Below are 14,937 nucleotides of genomic sequence, written 5' to 3' on the forward strand. Positions count from 1 at the left end.
TTAACGCGACTCACCATGCTCTTGAAATACCGGCAAGTGCCACTGCCAGCGTATAGCACCAAGGCGCAGCAGCAAGGTGACAACACCACCGACTAACAGGGCCAGCAGCGGACTGTAGCCAGCAATAAGTACGTAAACGCTGGCGCCAATCAAACAGGTTGTGGCGTAGAGTTCGCCCTTTAACACCATGGGAATGTCGCGCGCCAGCACGTCACGTAACATGCCGCCAAAGCAAGCGGTCATGGTGCCCATGACCACGCAGATGATTGCAGGAAACTCAGCCATATGCGCTTTTTGTGCGCCCATCACAGTAAAAAAGGCCAATCCGAAAGCATCAGCCGTCAGCAAGGTTTTTTGGTGAATATAATCGCGAAAACGCAGCCACACAATGGTACCAAGCGCGGCGACAATAATTGTGTAAAGATAGGTGGGGTCGTAGGCCCAGAACACTGGTAAATCAAGAATCAAGTCGCGCAGAGTGCCGCCGCCAATAGCTGTGACCGAGGCGAGAACAATCACGCCAAAGCCGTCCATATTTTTGCGGAAGGCCAGCAGCGTGCCGGAAATAGCGAACACCGCAACGCCTAAATGATCAAACCAATAAAAAAAGAGTTCCATGGCGATAATCGACTGTTTTGCTCGATAAAAAACTCAGTTTGGCATGGATTGTTACGGATGCCTAGCAGTGACATGCGAAGATGACTCCCCTTCGCGCGATAAATTCGTTAGAATGCGGGACAATTTTTACAAAAAATTGCGATGTAGGGTTGTTTGTGTAACGAATAGCCCCATCTCAAAGTGATTCAATCTAACTCGATACGAATGAGGAAATTATGGACTTTTTAATCGGTACCGCATACGCACAAGATGGCGCAGCCCAGCAAGGTGGTGGTATGGAGCTTATCTTCATGCTGGTTATGTTCGGTTTAATCTTTTACTTCATGATTTATCGTCCGCAAGCGAAACGCGTAAAACAACATAAAGAACTTATCGCGAGCGTGAGCAAGGGCGACGAAGTATTGATGAACGGTGGCTTGGTTGGTCGCATCACTAAGATCACTGAAGACAAAGACTTTATGGTTATCGCGCTGGCTGAAGGCGTTGAAGTAACCGTGCAAAAATCGGCGGTAACAGCGGTTCTGCCAAAAGGAACCATGAAATCTCTGTAATAGAGATAAGGATGTAACGTGTTAAACAAGTTTCCGCTCTGGAAAAACCTGATGGTCATCGTCATTTTGGCGGTGGCCGCGCTGTATGCTTTGCCAAACTTGTACGGTGAAGACTTTGCGGTGCAGGTATCAGCAACCCGTACGACTACGGTGGATACGCAAGTCTTAGGCAAGGTTGAGGACACATTAGAAGAACTTAACATTGCACCTAAGTCGGTGGTCATGGAAGAAGGTCAGATTCTCGTTCGTCTGAATTCTGATAGTGAACAGTTGCGTGCTCGTGAGGCTATTTTAAAGTCGTTGGGTAGTGATTACGTGGTGGCGTTGAATTTAGCGCCGGCAACTCCTGCATGGCTTGAAGCTCTTGGTGCGACCCCGATGAAGCTCGGTCTGGATTTGCGTGGTGGTGTGCACTTCTTGATGGAAGTCGACATGAACGAAGCCATGCGCAAAATCCTCGGGCAGATGCGTGACACTATTCGTGCTGATTTGCGTGAAGAGCGGATTCGTTACACCAGTGTCGAGCGCAATGGTGATGACTTAATCGTACGCTTGCGTACCCCTGATGATTTTAACGCTGCCGCGGCCTATCTTGATGGCGCCTACGAAGGCTATATCGTCTTGGAAGACGAAGATGCACAAGAAATCACATTACGTATGACCGAAGCGCAAGTTGCCGAAACTCAAGACTATGCGATTTCGCAGAACGTTACCATCTTGCGTAACCGGGTAAATGAGTTAGGTGTTGCAGAGCCTTTGGTTCAGCGTCAAGGCGCTGACCGCATCGTGGTGCAACTGCCGGGTGTGCAAGATACCGCGCGAGCGAAAGAAATTCTTGGTGCTACGGCAACGCTTGAGTTTCGTTTAGTGGATACTGAAAACAGTGTCCGCGACGCGGAAATGGGTCGTGTACCTTTCGGTTCTGAGTTGTTCCCAAATCGTAATGGCGGCAATGTGTTGTTGGAAGAGGATGTCATTCTCACCGGTGATCACATTGTTAAAGCAAACTCAGCCTTTGATGAAAACCAACGCCCGTCAGTAAACATCACGCTTGATGGTGCCGGCGGTGACAAAATGTCGTTGGCAACGCGCGATAATGTTGGCAACCCGATGGCGACCCTGTTTATTGAGTTTAAGGCAACAGGTGAGCGTGATGCCGAAGGCAACATTATTTTTGAGCGCAAAGAAGAAGTCATCAATGTTGCGACGATCCAGTCGCGGTTAGGCAGTGTCTTTAGTATTACTGGTATCAGCTCGGTACAAGAAGCCCAGAACCTCGCGCTCCTGCTACGCGCCGGTGCCTTGATTGCACCGATTCAAATTGTTGAAGAACGTACGGTTGGTCCGAGTCTTGGTCAAGAAAACATTGATATGGGTACCCAAGCCATTATTTGGGGCTTTGTATTGGTCTTGATCTTTATGGTGATCTACTACAAAAAATTTGGTCTTGTCGCCAATCTCGCATTGGCCTCGAACTTGGTATTGATTATTGGTGTGATGTCGATGATTCCTGGCGCGACGCTGACGTTGCCAGGTATGGCAGGTATCGTCTTGACGGTGGGTATGGCGGTTGACGCCAACGTGCTTATCTTTGAGCGAATACGTGAAGAAATTAAAGCCAAGCGGAGTCCGCAGCAGGCGATTCATCACGGTTATGATAGCGCGCTATCAACCATCGCCGATGCCAACGTGACGACACTTATTGCTGCGATTATTTTGTTCGCTATCGGTACGGGACCCATCAAAGGTTTCGCCGTGACCCTAATGATCGGTATCTTAACCTCAATGTTTACGGCTATCGTGGGTACACGAGCTGTTATCAATGCCATCTGGGGTGGCAAACGCATTGATAAGTTGTCGGTTTAGGAGGCCACATGCACGAATTAATTAAAACCAATAGAACCATTCCATTCATGCGCTTTCGTTTTGGCGCATGGATCTTTAGTGGCCTGCTCTTAGTTGCGTCGGTTGTCTCTCTGGCAGTTAACCAGCTGAATTGGGGGCTCGACTTTACTGGCGGTACGGTTATCGAAGTCGGCTACGCGCAACAGGCCAACTTGAGTGAGATTCGCTCAACGCTCGATGCCAATGGCTTCGAAGGCGCTGTGGTACAAAACTTTGGCACCCAACAAGACGTTTTGATTCGTCTTGAGCCGCAAGAGGGGGTAAAAGCCCAAGAGGTTGGTGAAAACGTTTTGAGCGTATTGCGTGAAGCTTCAGCTGAAGAAGTGGCCATGCGTCGTATCGAGTTTGTTGGCCCTAATGTAGGCGACCAACTCACCGAGCAAGGCGGCTTAGCGATGCTAACCGCGCTGATCTGTATTTTGGCTTATATCGCGTTTCGTTTTGAATGGCGCTTGGCCTTAGGTGCAGTAGGCGCGTTGGCACATGATGTCATCATTACGTTGGGATTGTTTTCCGTTTTAGGACTCGAATTCGACTTGACGGTATTGGCTGCGTTGCTTGCTGTGATTGGTTACTCGATTAACGATACCGTGGTGGTATGCGATCGAATTCGCGAAAACTTTCGTAAATTCCGTAAAGGTGAATCCGAAGAAATTATCGATGGTGCACTGACCGATACCATGAGTCGTACAGTGATTACGTCATTGACGACAGTGTTAGTACTTTTGGCACTGTTCTTCCTTGGCGGTGCGCTCATTCACGGTTTTGCCACCGCATTACTGTTTGGTGTATTTATCGGTACTTATTCGTCGATTTATATTGCCAGCTCACTGGCACTTGCCTTAGGCGTAAGTCGTGAAGACCTAATGCCACCTGAAGTCGAAAAAGAAGGCGAAGATCTCGAGCCGATGCCTTAATCGGTAAGCAGGACAAAAGGAGAACGGATGATGCTTGTTGTGTTGTCACCCGCAAAAAATTTGGATTACGAAAGCCCGTTGCCGACGAAAGAGTACAGTCAGCCGCGGCTGCTTGAGTATGCCCAAGAATTGGTTGACCGTTGTCAGTCGCTAAGCCCGCAAGAACTCTCGTCGCTAATGAAAATCAGCGACAAACTTGCCGGCTTAAATGCTGCACGTTTTGCTGAATGGCATCAGCCGTTTTCTCCTGATAATGCGCGCCCAGCCGTCTTTGCTTTTGATGGTGACGTGTATACTGGCTTACAAGCTGAAAAAATGTCTGCTGAAACAATTGCCTTTGCTCAGGAACATTTACGCATTTTGTCGGGTCTATATGGAGTATTACGCCCGCTCGATTTGATGCAGGCTTACCGTTTAGAGATGGGAACCAAGCTTGACACTGCTCGTGGTAAAAACCTTTATGAGTTTTGGGGCAACGTCATTACCGATATGCTGAACGAAGATCTGAAAGCGATCGACAGCTCTATTCTGGTGAATCTGGCTTCGAATGAGTACTTTTCGAGCGTCGAGCCGAAGAATTTAACCGCCGAAGTAATTACTCCGGTATTTAAAGATGAAAAAAATGGCCAGTATAAAGTCATCAGTTTCTGGGCTAAAAAGGCGCGTGGCGCTATGGCGCGCTACATTATGAAAGAGCAGATCACTGATGTTGCGGGTTTAAAGCAATTCAATGCTAATGGCTACCGCTTCAATGCTGAGCAATCGAGTGACAACGAGCTGGTCTTTCAGCGCGCCGAACGCGATCAGTAGACGCTGGTAAAATTATCTTGAGGAGAAGACAATGAGTGATACAGACTTTAATGACCAAACAACGAATGGCGGAAAAAGTAAACTTATCATAGCCTTATTGGTCGTTATTGCGCTTGCTATCGCCATTATTTGGTATCTCTCGCAAGATTCACAGCAACCACCAGAACCAATGGAACAGCCTGTTGCGGTGACTGAGCCAGAGCCAGAGCCGGAACCTGAACTCGTCGCAGAGCCGGCGGAAACAGTGGAATTGGGCGAGCCTGAAGAAGAGCCCGAAACTGTTGAACCAGAGCCAGAAGAACCGGTTCGTGAACTTCCTCCTTTACAACAAAGTACCAGCGAAATTGTCGAGCGCTTGCGAGAACAAGAGCAGGTCGTTGAGCCTTTACAAAGCGAGCAATTGATCCGTGATGCGGTGGTGTTCGTTGATAATCTTCGCAACGGCATTGTGGTCAAAGAGGCCGCTGTTGTCGAAGGACCAAAAGCACAATTCCGCGTGTTGGAACAAGATGGCAAGATCTACATCGATCCGCGTTCGTATGACCGCTACAACACCTTAGTTGATTGGTTTGTTAGTCTCGACACTGACGTTCTTGTGAGAATGCTTGAAGATTACCGGCCATTAGCACAAGAAGCATTGGCGGAAATTGGTTATCCAGATACCGCTCCTGAAGTGGTTATCAATGAAGCCATTACGATGTTGATGGCGACACCGTCGGTGGGTACCGTCATTGAATTAACCGATGAATCGGTAATGTACCGCTTTGCGGACCCTGCTTTAGAAGCCTTACCCGATGCGCAGAAACAAATGTTGCGACTGGGTCCTGACAATATGCGTCGTGTGAAGCTAAAACTGGAAAGCTTGCGCAGCGCTTTAGAGTCAAGTCAATAAACCACGAAGATGACACACATTCCTGAGCACTTGCGTGCCCCTTTACCAACGCGTGGTAATCGGTTCAGTCGTTGGGTAGGTCGTGTTGGTATGCGCTTACTTGGCGGTTGGCGCATTGAAGGCGAGTTACCGAACACACGTCAAGCTATCATCCCGGTCGCTCCCCATACCTCAAATTGGGATTTTTTTGTCGGTGTTTTTGTGATGCTGGCATTGGGTTTAAAACTGTCTTTTCTTGGTAAGCACACCATTTTTCGTTTCCCGGTGAATGGCCTATTACGTTGGCTTGGTGGGATTCCAGTTGATCGGCGGGCTGCGCAAGGTGTTGTGGGGCAAATGGTGACTGAGTTTAGTCAACGTCACGAGCTGATTCTCGCATTGGCGCCCGAGGGCACACGCAAGAAAGTAACTGAGTGGAAGAAAGGCTTTATTCACATCGCTAAAGCTGCGCAAGTTCCCGTTGTTCCAGTTGCTATGGACTTTTCAAGGCGCGTTATCGATATCCGTCCGCCAATGCTGATCACGGGCGACATTGATGCTGAGCTAGCGCGCGTGAAGCAAGCGATTGCTCATGCACAGGGTAAAAATCCTCAACATGCCTGCTAGCAAAATTTGTGCTATTATCGCGCCGATTTCTTTAAAAGGATGCAATCATGAACGTTATTGAAGCTGGCATCGCAGCACCGGGTAAAAAATTTGCTCTGGTGGTTTCGCGGTTCAATCATTTTGTTGTCGACAGTCTTCTCGATGGTGCGGTGCAAACGCTCAAGCACTACGGGCAGGTAAGCGACGATGCGATTACTGTGGTGAAAGTGCCTGGCGCGTATGAGTTGCCTTTGGCGGCGAAAAAGCTAGCTGCCAGCGGTAACTATGATGCAGTTATTGCGATTGGTGCTGTGATTCGTGGTGGTACACCGCACTTTGATTTTGTTGCGGGCGAATGTAATAGCGGTTTGAGTCGTGTCATGCACGAGTTCAACATCCCAGTTGCGAACGGCGTTATCACCACCGATACCATTGAGCAAGCCATTGAGCGTAGCGGCACAAAAGCCGGCAATAAAGGTGCAGAAGCAGCTTTAAGTGCGCTCGAAATGGTCAATGTGCTAGAACAGCTTTAAGAGGATAGACAATGAAACCTGCTGCACGCCGTAAGGCGCGTAAATTAGCGGTTCAAGCCATTTATTCATGGCAGTTGAGTGAGAACAGTATGAGCGACATCGAAGCTCAATTTCTCACCGACAATGACACCAGTAAAATCGATGTTGATTACTTTCTGGCACTCGTACGAGGCGTTGCTGGCCAAGTCAAAACGCTTGACGAAGCTTTGTCACCGTTTCTTGATCGTCCGTTAGCGGAGCTTGATCAAGTTGAGCGTGCGGTACTTCGGTTAGCGGCGTTTGAGTTACGTGAACGTTTAGACGTGCCTTACAAAGTGGCAATTAACGAAGCTATTGAGTTAGCCAAGTCTTTCGGTGCGGATGAAAGTCACCGTTTTGTGAATGGTGTACTCGATAAAGCCATTGACAGTTTGCGCCCGACCCGCAAATAAGCTTCGCCACTATGGCATTTGGTGAATTTGATCTCATAGCCACTTATTTCACCCAGCGTTGGCCTCGTCGCGCCGATGTAGAGCTGGGTGTCGGCGACGACGGCGCCTTGCTTAAGGTGCCTGAGAATAACCAACTCGTTGTAGTTACCGACACCATGGTGTCAGGTGTTCATTTTGACCAGCAAACTCCAGCCCGCGCTATTGGCCATAAAATTGCGGCCGTCAATTTAAGCGACTTAGCTGCCATGGGGGCAGAGCCTGCTTGGCTGTCACTGGCCCTGACAATACCGGACATCGATCATGAATGGCTAACCAGCTTTAGCCATGGTTTACGCGAGATTTGCGACTATTACGGGTGTCAATTGGTAGGTGGCGACACCACCCGCGGACCCTTGAGTATTACGCTTACCGCGCACGGTTTCGTGCCCGATGGCTTGGCGCTCCGCCGTGACGGTGCGAAGCCTGGGGACTGGATCTATGTAAGTGGTACGCTTGGTGATGCAGGCTTAGCATTGGCCTGTCAGCAACAGCGTTGTGCGGTTTCGGATAGTCATTATCGGCGCGTCTTAGAGCGTTTGTACTTTCCGTCACCCCGAGTTGCCCTCGGGCAAAACCTTCGCGAAGTCGCCTCGAGTGCGATCGATATTTCAGATGGTTTGCGTGCCGATCTTGGCCATGTATTGAAAGCGTCCAACGTCGGAGCTCGCATTGATGTTGATGAAATCCCTCTAAGCTTAGCGCTCACCGAATCCGTAGCAGCGGATACAGCGATTCATTTCGCCTTGAGTAGTGGTGATGATTACGAATTGTGCTTCACGGTTCCTGAGAGTCGGCGGGGCGTATTTGACACCTTAATGGCGCGTCATCCGGCCAAACCTACCTGCATTGGGCGTATTACCAGTGAGCCTGGTAAACTGCGACTTGAGCGTGATGGTGAGCCATGGGAAAACCAAGACGCAACGCAAGCTGGTGGTTATGAACACTTCCGCTAAAGTCATGCCGAAGGTCACGGCGAAGACCTTGTTGCATCCTGTCCATTTTTTATCGCTCGGTTTTGGCAGTGGGCTGGCACCGAAAGCGCCTGGCACCTTTGGTACCTTGGCTGCTGTGCCGTTGGTGTTGCTGTTGCAAGGCTTACCGAGTTGGTTGTACGTTATGGTTGCCCTCGCCGCAGGGCTTGTCGGTATTGTCCTATGTCAACGTACGGCCCAGCATTTGGGAGTGCATGACCACCCAGCGATCGTATGGGACGAAATTGCCGGATATCTGTTGGCGTTGAGCTTTTTGCCTGCGACGTGGTTTAACTTACTCGCGGCGTTTGTGTTGTTTCGCTGGTTGGATATTCGTAAACCCGGGCCGATCGGTTGGTGTGATAAGCACCTTCACGGCGGGATGGGGATTATGCTGGACGACTTGTTGGCTGGTGTGGCCAGCGCAGCCATCCTACATCTTGGTCATGCGGTCGCGAATACGCTGCTCTAAGCCTTTAGCGTCAAGCCCAAGCTCACGGCGAACTTCATCCTGACCACCGTGTTTAATAAAGCTGTCAGGCAAGCCCAGTTGTAGCAGCGGCGTGGCAAGTCCTTGCTGATGCAGATATTCACCCACCGCACTGCCTGCGCCACCCGCAACGACATTATCTTCCACCGTTACCAGTAGGTCGTGCGCTGCGGCCAGTTCATTGATCAGTGCTTCATCGAGCGGCTTAACGAAACGCATGTCGACGACCGTGGCATCGAGTTGCTCGGCACATGGCAGAACGTCATGTAGTGCGGTACCGAAACTCAGGATGGCTACTTTGCCAGCGCCTTTCTCGCGCATTACTCGGCCTTTACCAATAGCGAGTTGCTGTAACTCGTCGTCCATGCCACAGCCAATACCATTACCACGAGGATAGCGAACAGCTGCGGGTTGTTGCAGCAGGTGGCCGGTGTAGAGCATATTGCGGCATTCGTTTTCATCGCTCGGTGCCATGATGACGAGATTTGGAATGCAGCGGAGGTAACTTAAGTCGAAGGCGCCCTGATGGGTGGGGCCGTCGGCACCAACGATACCCGCGCGATCGATGGCAAACAATACCGGTAAATTTTGTAAAGCAACATCGTGGATCAACTGATCATAACCACGCTGCAGGAATGTCGAGTAGATGGCAACAACTGGGTGATAACCACCTATCGCAAGGCCAGCACCAAAGGTCACCGCATGCTGTTCGGCAATAGCAACATCAAAGTACTGCTGCGGAAACTCTTGCGAGAACCGCACCATTCCAGAACCTTCGCGCATGGCTGGGGTAACCGCCATGAGCTTCGGATCACGCGCTGCCATGTCACACAACCAATCGCCAAACACCTGTGAATACGATGGGTAGGTGGCTTTTTTACTCGGCAGTGACGTGGTTGCAGGGTCAAACTTAGGAACCCCATGGTAACCGATAGGATCTTTCTCGGCAGGCTCGTAGCCCTTACCTTTGCGCGTTACGATATGGAGAAATTGTGGACCTTTGAGGTTGCGCATATTGCGCAAGGTGGACACCAACAAGTTGACGTCATGGCCATCAATCGGGCCGATATAGTTAAAGCCTAGCTCTTCAAAAATGGTCCCCGGCGCAACCATCCCTTTCATGTGTTCTTCGGCACGGCTGGCCAAGTGCTGAATACCTGGCATGCCTTGCAGCAGCTTCTTACTACTTTCGCGCACTGAGTTATAGAAACGGCCCGATAACACACGCGCTAGATGGTTATTCAAAGCACCAACGTTTTCTGAAATCGACATGTCATTGTCGTTCAAAATGACCAACATGTTCGGCTTGATGTCACCGGCATGGTTTAACGCCTCAAACGCCATACCTGCGGTCATTGCGCCATCACCAATAATGGCGACGACCTTTTGTTCGGTGCGTTCACGCTCAGCGGCAATCGCCATGCCAAGTGCCGCGCTAATCGAGGTACTTGAGTGACCCACGCTTAACGTGTCGTATTCGCTTTCTGGCCGCCACGGAAACGGATGCAGGCCATCTTTTTGTCGAATGCTGTGCAGTTGTTGTTTACGGCCCGTCAAAATTTTATGTGGATACGCTTGGTGACCAACATCCCACACTAACTGGTCATAAGGCGTGGCATAGACGTAGTGTAACGCCACGGTCAGCTCCACCGTGCCAAGTCCCGAAGCCAAATGGCCACTACTTTGACTCACCGAGTTCAACAAAAACTCGCGCACTTCGGCGCACAGCTGCGGCAGCTGGCGTTCGTTTAACGTACGTAAATCTGCTGGTGTATCAATGGTATCAAGCAGCGGATACGAACCGTGTGCGGTGTGCGAGGTAGATGACATGCGTTTAGTGATCCCGATTTAACAACTGTTCTGCGAACTTTTCTAGTAACTGTGTATTGTAGGGGATTCTTTGCAGGGCTTGAAGCGCTTTCTGGTGTAATTGCGTGAGCTTTACTTGGGCTTGCTCAAGACCCAGCAGCTGCACATAGGTGCTTTTATTGGCTGCTTCGTCTTTACCATTGGTTTTGCCGAGCGTTTCGGTGGAACTGGTCACATCGAGAATGTCGTCTTGCACTTGAAACGCCAATCCCAACCATGCGGCAAAATCCGTGAAGTCATCGTAGTACTGTTGGGCGTCATCATTACCGGCAAGTACGCCAAGTTGTACCGCGGCTTCTATCAGCGCCCCGGTTTTCAGTTGGTGTACTTGCGACAGTTCTGCTTCAGTCAACTGTTTACCCGTTGCCGCAAGGTCGAGCGCTTGACCACCGCACATGCCACGGCTGCCACTGGCGCGACTTAATACTTGCAACATGCGCAATTGGCGCTCCGCTGGCACCTCTAATTGAGCGCTGCTAAGGAGCTCAAACGCCAAGGTTTGTAAGGCATCACCGGCGAGGATAGCGGTTGCTTCGTCAAAGGCTTTGTGACAGGTCGGTTGGCCACGACGCAAATCATCGTCATCCATTGCTGGCAGGTCATCATGGATCAATGAGTAGGCATGGATGCACTCTACTGCTGCCGCGGCGAGATCGAGGGTCGTGTGTGGTGCGCTGCAGATGTCGCCAACCGCGTAGGTCAGAAATGGACGGACGCGTTTGCCGCCAAGCACCAACGCATAGCGCATCGCCTCATGCAGGCGAGTCGCTGGCGATGCGATGAGCTGTAATTGTTCTTCTAAAACGCGATTGATAGCTTCTCGTTGCGGTGCGGTCAAAGCTTGAAGGGTCACTACGAAGCTGCTCCTTGATCGTCTGCATCATTGGCAAAGGGTGCCAATTGTTCACCGTCTTGCTGTTGCAATAGCTGGCTTACTTTTTGCTCAGCTTGTTGCAGTTTTTCTTGGCTCACCCGCGATAAACGCACAGCCTTTTCAAACTCTTCAAGGGCTTTCTCGAGGGGGAGGTCGCCTTGTTCGAGTTGAACGACAATTTTTTCTAACTCGGCAATCGCTTGTTCTAATGTGACATCACTCATGTTGCCTACCTGACTTCGTACGTGTCTAAAAGTGCTCGCGCACAAGTTACCCTGATTCCGATGGACCGTCAAATCGGTTATACTAGCGCGTTTTTAGCATCCAATAAGTTGTTCGTTCATGAAATTTGTTATTCGCTTACACGCCGAGATCACCATTAAAAGTAAAGGTGTTCGCAAACGCTACGGCAAGGTCTTGGTAAATAACCTGAAAAAGATCCTGCAACGGGTTGAATTGCCCGCCGCGACCCCAGTAAAAGTACTCTGGTGTTGGGATCGCATTGAGGTCAATGTCGACAGTAATGATCCGCTCGTAGCCGAGCAAATAAGCGAAGAACTTCAGCGTATACCGGGCATCGCGTGGTTTAGCCGATCCCATGAGTTGCCGCTCAATGATCGCGAGCAGGCCGATTTTAAACCGATTTTAGCGCAAGTCTTAGCAACGTGGAGCGAACGGTTAACACAGCGCAGCTTTGCGGTGCGCGTGAAGCGTAAAGGCAAGCATGGGTTTAGCTCATTAGATTTGGAGCGCTATATTGGCGGTGGCGTGTTACAGCAAGTGGCAGGAACGCGGGTTGATTTAAAGCGTCCGGATGTTGAATTGCGTATCGAGATCGATAACGACGTGGTACGCGTGTTTGGTGACAAACAAGCGGGACTTGGTGGTTTTCCTTTGCCGACGCAAGAAACAGTCGTTAGTTTACTGTCCGGCGGCTTTGACTCGAGTGTTGCTAGTTTTCAATTGTTGCGACGTGGTGCGCGGACGCATTTTTGCTTCTTCAACTTAGGCGGCGATCGGCATGAAACTGGGGTACGACAGACGGCGTATTACTTGTGGGAAAACTATGCCAGCTCGCATCCATTAAAGTTTATCAGCATCGATTTTGCTCCCGTGGTTGAAGAAATTCTTACCCACGTCGACAACGGCCTGATGGGCGTGGTGTTGAAGCGCCAGATGTTGCGTACTGCACAGATTGTTGCGCGGCGTATTAATGCGAGCGCCTTAGTCACTGGTGAAGCTTTGGGTCAGGTGTCGAGTCAAACGTTGAGTAATCTTGCCGTGATTGACGAAGCCATTGATAGTCTTGTGTTACGCCCATTGATCACCATGGACAAGCAAGAAATTATCAATATTGCTGAACAAATCGGCACGGCGGATATTGCACGCAGCATGCCAGAATATTGTGGCGTGATCTCGGTGAAACCCAATGTGAAAGCGCAGCGTGATGCTGTGCTTGAGGCAGAGGCAAAACTCGACCCCGAGCTGTTGTACCAAGTCGTGCGTGCCGCCAATGTTGAAGAAGTGCGTCACATTGGTGAGCAAACAGATGAGCAAGCGCATGTGGTCGATAGCGTAGATGCGGCACAAGCGGGTGAGATTATTATTGATATTCGTAGCGCGGACGAGCAAGAAGCAAGACCACTTGACGCAAGCCAGTTAGGGGTCGCAGTGCAGCATATACCGTTTTTTAAGTTGGCTACGGCTTTTACGGAACTTGACGTTGATAAACATTATCTACTGTACTGTGAGAAAGGTGTAATGAGTAAGTTGCAGGCCTTGTACTTACAGGAACAGGGTTATGAAAACGTTGGCGTTTATCAGCCAAAACGCAAAGGTTGATGCAGTTCGTACAAGGATCAAAGATGCTGTCAAAGAATTGGGCAAGAGTTATTTTTCTAGTGTTGTTGGTAGCGGTTACCGCAGCCTTTTTAATGCAGGTTTCAAACGGCGACTTACCGCGTTTTGAACACTTGGACAAAGTCGTCCACTTTGGCGCATTCTTTGTATTGGCGTGGGCTTTTCACCATGCTTTTCCGATTCCGATTTGGCTCGCCTTATTGGTTTTAACAGGCTATGGCTTGTTGATTGAGTATGTGCAAGTGCTCTTACCTTATCGCACGTCAAGCTGGGCTGATCTGGCGGCTGATGCTGCCGGTGCTGCAACTTTTTATCTGATCACATGGTGGCGCTTTATGCGCCACCGTAAGCGCCGTACTAAGACTTCTTCTTAGACTTTTTAGCGTCGGCTTTTTTCTTTTTCTTCTTGGTTTTTTTCCGCGGGTCAGGGAATTTGTATTGCGGCTTTAACTCAGCGAAGACACGGCGTTCGATTTTACCATCTTGATAGCGTTCGATACGGCCGAGCAAATCGGCATCGTGTGCTTCAACGAGTGACACCGCAACACCATTCTTACCTGCTCGACCCGTACGACCAATACGATGTAAGTAGACGTCGGCCTGACGCGGTAGGTCATAGTTAACGACCAGTTCAACCGCTTCGATATCGATGCCACGTGCAGCTACATCAGTGGCGACCAAGGTTGCATCACCAAAGGTCTCCATGCGAGCGATGATTTTTTGCCGTTCATCTTGCGGCATATCGCCACGTAACGTCATGTTCTTAATGCCGGCACTCCAGAGTTTGCCAGAGATTTCATCGACCTTCTCACGGGTGCGTACGAAAATAATTCGTCGGCCAGGGTAATCTGGAAGTAACCGCAGCAAAAGTTGGAACTTGTGCTCAGCGGTGTCAGCTTGGTACCAGCGTTGTAAAATTTTTCCTTTCTCGCGTTTCGGCGGCTGCACAACAATATGTTCTGGGTCTTTTTGAATTGCCGCCGAGAACTTCAATACCCCAGAGCTTTCTAATGTGGCTGAAAACAGTAAGGTTTGTTTTAAGTGCAGCGCAGAGTGCACGATCATTTCAACGGCACTGGCAAAGCCCATGTCCAACATGCGGTCAGCTTCATCAATGACGAGCCATTCGATGTGCTCGAGTTCGTATTGTTCGGCGTTAAGCAGATCTAAGAGACGACCAGGCGTAGCCACCAAAATATCATGCGGCTGTTCCAACATTTGGTGCTGACTGCCATAATTCACCCCGCCAGTGACCAGCACGGTACGTAAACCTGACGTTTCTTCAAAAGCATCGGCTTGTTCGGCAATTTGCTGCGCGAGTTCACGGGTTGGGGCGAGAATCAGCACCCGCGCGCTGCCCGGTTGTTGCCTTGGAAAATCCAGCAAATGTTGCAGGGCAGGCAATAAAAACGCTAAGGTTTTGCCAGTTCCTGTGGGCGAGTTGACCAGCAAGTCCTGACCGGCCAGAGCCGCGGGGATAACCGCTTGTTGCACTTTGGCGGGCTTATTAAGCTCTGCGGCGACTAAGACGTCGATAAGGTCATCGTCGAGTTCGAGTTGATCCCAGTCAGGGGTCATGATGTCATCCTTTC

At 50.1% G+C, this 14,937-nt stretch carries 17 protein-coding genes; 12 read left to right on the plus strand and 5 right to left on the minus strand.

The window, feature by feature from the left end:
* On the minus strand, positions 1–618 hold the full coding sequence (locus tag NV375_RS11745) for a trimeric intracellular cation channel family protein (RefSeq protein ID WP_258241099.1): 618 nt from the start codon (positions 616–618) through the stop codon (positions 1–3).
* A 215-nt stretch (positions 619–833) separates the two neighbouring features.
* On the opposite strand from NV375_RS11745, the gene yajC reads away from it, so the two are divergent.
* The 10 genes from yajC to NV375_RS11795 are packed head-to-tail and all read left to right on the plus strand — an operon-like array spanning position 834 to position 8,724.
* Positions 834–1,169, plus strand: a complete 336-nt coding sequence (gene yajC / locus NV375_RS11750; protein WP_126773877.1) for a preprotein translocase subunit YajC — start codon at positions 834–836, stop codon at positions 1,167–1,169.
* 18 nt (positions 1,170–1,187) lie between these two features.
* The gene (gene secD, locus NV375_RS11755; protein WP_258808381.1) at positions 1,188–3,035 is read left to right on the plus strand and encodes a protein translocase subunit SecD; all 1,848 of its coding nucleotides are present in this window, start codon (positions 1,188–1,190) and stop codon (positions 3,033–3,035) included.
* An 8-nt stretch (positions 3,036–3,043) separates the two neighbouring features.
* Positions 3,044–3,991, plus strand: coding sequence for a protein translocase subunit SecF (gene secF / locus NV375_RS11760; RefSeq protein WP_258808382.1), 948 nt, complete (start codon positions 3,044–3,046; stop codon positions 3,989–3,991).
* 27 nt (positions 3,992–4,018) lie between these two features.
* Positions 4,019–4,801, plus strand: coding sequence for a peroxide stress protein YaaA (yaaA, locus tag NV375_RS11765; protein WP_405035622.1), 783 nt, complete (start codon positions 4,019–4,021; stop codon positions 4,799–4,801).
* Between the two features lie 31 nt (positions 4,802–4,832).
* Positions 4,833–5,693, plus strand: coding sequence for a DUF3014 domain-containing protein (locus NV375_RS11770; protein ID WP_258808383.1), 861 nt, complete (start codon positions 4,833–4,835; stop codon positions 5,691–5,693).
* 9 nt (positions 5,694–5,702) lie between these two features.
* Complete coding sequence (locus NV375_RS11775) at positions 5,703–6,299, plus strand: lysophospholipid acyltransferase family protein (protein ID WP_258808384.1); 597 nt, start codon at positions 5,703–5,705, stop codon at positions 6,297–6,299.
* A gap of 47 nt (positions 6,300–6,346) precedes the next feature.
* Entirely contained in the window at positions 6,347–6,811 is a 465-nt protein-coding gene (gene ribE, locus NV375_RS11780) for a 6,7-dimethyl-8-ribityllumazine synthase (RefSeq protein WP_126773869.1), read from the plus strand.
* Positions 6,812–6,822: 11 nt separating this feature from the next.
* Positions 6,823–7,242: a transcription antitermination factor NusB gene (gene nusB, locus NV375_RS11785; RefSeq protein WP_126834065.1), complete on the plus strand. Its 420-nt coding sequence runs from the start codon at positions 6,823–6,825 to the stop codon at positions 7,240–7,242.
* An 11-nt stretch (positions 7,243–7,253) separates the two neighbouring features.
* The gene (gene thiL / locus NV375_RS11790) at positions 7,254–8,234 is read left to right on the plus strand and encodes a thiamine-phosphate kinase (protein WP_258808385.1); all 981 of its coding nucleotides are present in this window, start codon (positions 7,254–7,256) and stop codon (positions 8,232–8,234) included.
* Positions 8,218–8,724 carry a phosphatidylglycerophosphatase A gene (locus NV375_RS11795; RefSeq protein ID WP_258808386.1) on the plus strand — a complete coding sequence of 169 codons (507 nt, stop codon included), beginning with the start codon at positions 8,218–8,220 and terminating at the stop codon, positions 8,722–8,724. Before thiL ends, NV375_RS11795 begins: the two co-directional genes overlap by 17 nt.
* On the opposite strand, the gene dxs is transcribed toward NV375_RS11795, so the two are convergent.
* The 3 genes from dxs to xseB are packed head-to-tail and all read right to left on the minus strand — an operon-like array spanning position 8,686 to position 11,709.
* Positions 8,686–10,572, minus strand: coding sequence for a 1-deoxy-D-xylulose-5-phosphate synthase (gene dxs / locus NV375_RS11800; protein ID WP_258808387.1), 1,887 nt, complete (start codon positions 10,570–10,572; stop codon positions 8,686–8,688). The two genes, NV375_RS11795 and dxs, sit on opposite strands and share 39 nt — an antisense overlap.
* A 4-nt stretch (positions 10,573–10,576) precedes the next feature.
* Positions 10,577–11,464 carry a (2E,6E)-farnesyl diphosphate synthase gene (gene ispA, locus NV375_RS11805; protein ID WP_258808388.1) on the minus strand — a complete coding sequence of 296 codons (888 nt, stop codon included), beginning with the start codon at positions 11,462–11,464 and terminating at the stop codon, positions 10,577–10,579.
* On the minus strand, positions 11,464–11,709 hold the full coding sequence (gene xseB / locus NV375_RS11810) for an exodeoxyribonuclease VII small subunit (RefSeq protein ID WP_258808389.1): 246 nt from the start codon (positions 11,707–11,709) through the stop codon (positions 11,464–11,466). Before xseB ends, ispA begins: the two co-directional genes overlap by 1 nt.
* Before the next feature lie 118 nt (positions 11,710–11,827).
* Between xseB and thiI the strand changes: the two genes are divergently transcribed.
* Both thiI and NV375_RS11820 read left to right on the plus strand, forming a co-directional pair.
* On the plus strand, positions 11,828–13,327 hold the full coding sequence (gene thiI, locus NV375_RS11815; RefSeq protein ID WP_258808390.1) for a tRNA uracil 4-sulfurtransferase ThiI: 1,500 nt from the start codon (positions 11,828–11,830) through the stop codon (positions 13,325–13,327).
* A gap of 23 nt (positions 13,328–13,350) precedes the next feature.
* Positions 13,351–13,719, plus strand: coding sequence for a VanZ family protein (locus NV375_RS11820; RefSeq protein WP_258808391.1), 369 nt, complete (start codon positions 13,351–13,353; stop codon positions 13,717–13,719).
* Here the strand turns inward: NV375_RS11820 and srmB are convergent.
* On the minus strand, positions 13,703–14,923 hold the full coding sequence (gene srmB, locus NV375_RS11825; protein ID WP_258241108.1) for an ATP-dependent RNA helicase SrmB: 1,221 nt from the start codon (positions 14,921–14,923) through the stop codon (positions 13,703–13,705). The genes NV375_RS11820 and srmB overlap by 17 nt on opposite strands.
* Between the last annotated feature and the right edge of the window lie 14 nt (positions 14,924–14,937).

This window comes from Pseudidiomarina sp. CB1, from assembly GCF_024752025.1.
Lineage (GTDB): Bacteria > Pseudomonadota > Gammaproteobacteria > Enterobacterales > Alteromonadaceae > Pseudidiomarina.

Excerpts from the sequence above, each read along its gene's own strand:
- NV375_RS11745 (WP_258241099.1), bottom strand. The coding sequence starts at position 618 with ATGGAACTCTTTTTTTATTGGTTTGATCATTTAGGCGTTGCGGTGTTC.
- yajC (WP_126773877.1), top strand. The coding sequence starts at position 834 with ATGGACTTTTTAATCGGTACCGCATACGCACAAGATGGCGCAGCCCAG.
- secF (WP_258808382.1), top strand. The coding sequence starts at position 3,044 with ATGCACGAATTAATTAAAACCAATAGAACCATTCCATTCATGCGCTTT.
- yaaA (WP_405035622.1), top strand. The coding sequence starts at position 4,019 with ATGATGCTTGTTGTGTTGTCACCCGCAAAAAATTTGGATTACGAAAGC.
- NV375_RS11770 (WP_258808383.1), top strand. The coding sequence starts at position 4,833 with ATGAGTGATACAGACTTTAATGACCAAACAACGAATGGCGGAAAAAGT.
- NV375_RS11775 (WP_258808384.1), top strand. The coding sequence starts at position 5,703 with ATGACACACATTCCTGAGCACTTGCGTGCCCCTTTACCAACGCGTGGT.
- ribE (WP_126773869.1), top strand. The coding sequence starts at position 6,347 with ATGAACGTTATTGAAGCTGGCATCGCAGCACCGGGTAAAAAATTTGCT.
- nusB (WP_126834065.1), top strand. The coding sequence starts at position 6,823 with ATGAAACCTGCTGCACGCCGTAAGGCGCGTAAATTAGCGGTTCAAGCC.
- thiL (WP_258808385.1), top strand. The coding sequence starts at position 7,254 with ATGGCATTTGGTGAATTTGATCTCATAGCCACTTATTTCACCCAGCGT.
- NV375_RS11795 (WP_258808386.1), top strand. The coding sequence starts at position 8,218 with ATGAACACTTCCGCTAAAGTCATGCCGAAGGTCACGGCGAAGACCTTG.
- dxs (WP_258808387.1), bottom strand. The coding sequence starts at position 10,572 with ATGTCATCTACCTCGCACACCGCACACGGTTCGTATCCGCTGCTTGAT.
- xseB (WP_258808389.1), bottom strand. The coding sequence starts at position 11,709 with ATGAGTGATGTCACATTAGAACAAGCGATTGCCGAGTTAGAAAAAATT.
- thiI (WP_258808390.1), top strand. The coding sequence starts at position 11,828 with ATGAAATTTGTTATTCGCTTACACGCCGAGATCACCATTAAAAGTAAA.
- NV375_RS11820 (WP_258808391.1), top strand. The coding sequence starts at position 13,351 with ATGCTGTCAAAGAATTGGGCAAGAGTTATTTTTCTAGTGTTGTTGGTA.
- srmB (WP_258241108.1), bottom strand. The coding sequence starts at position 14,923 with ATGACCCCTGACTGGGATCAACTCGAACTCGACGATGACCTTATCGAC.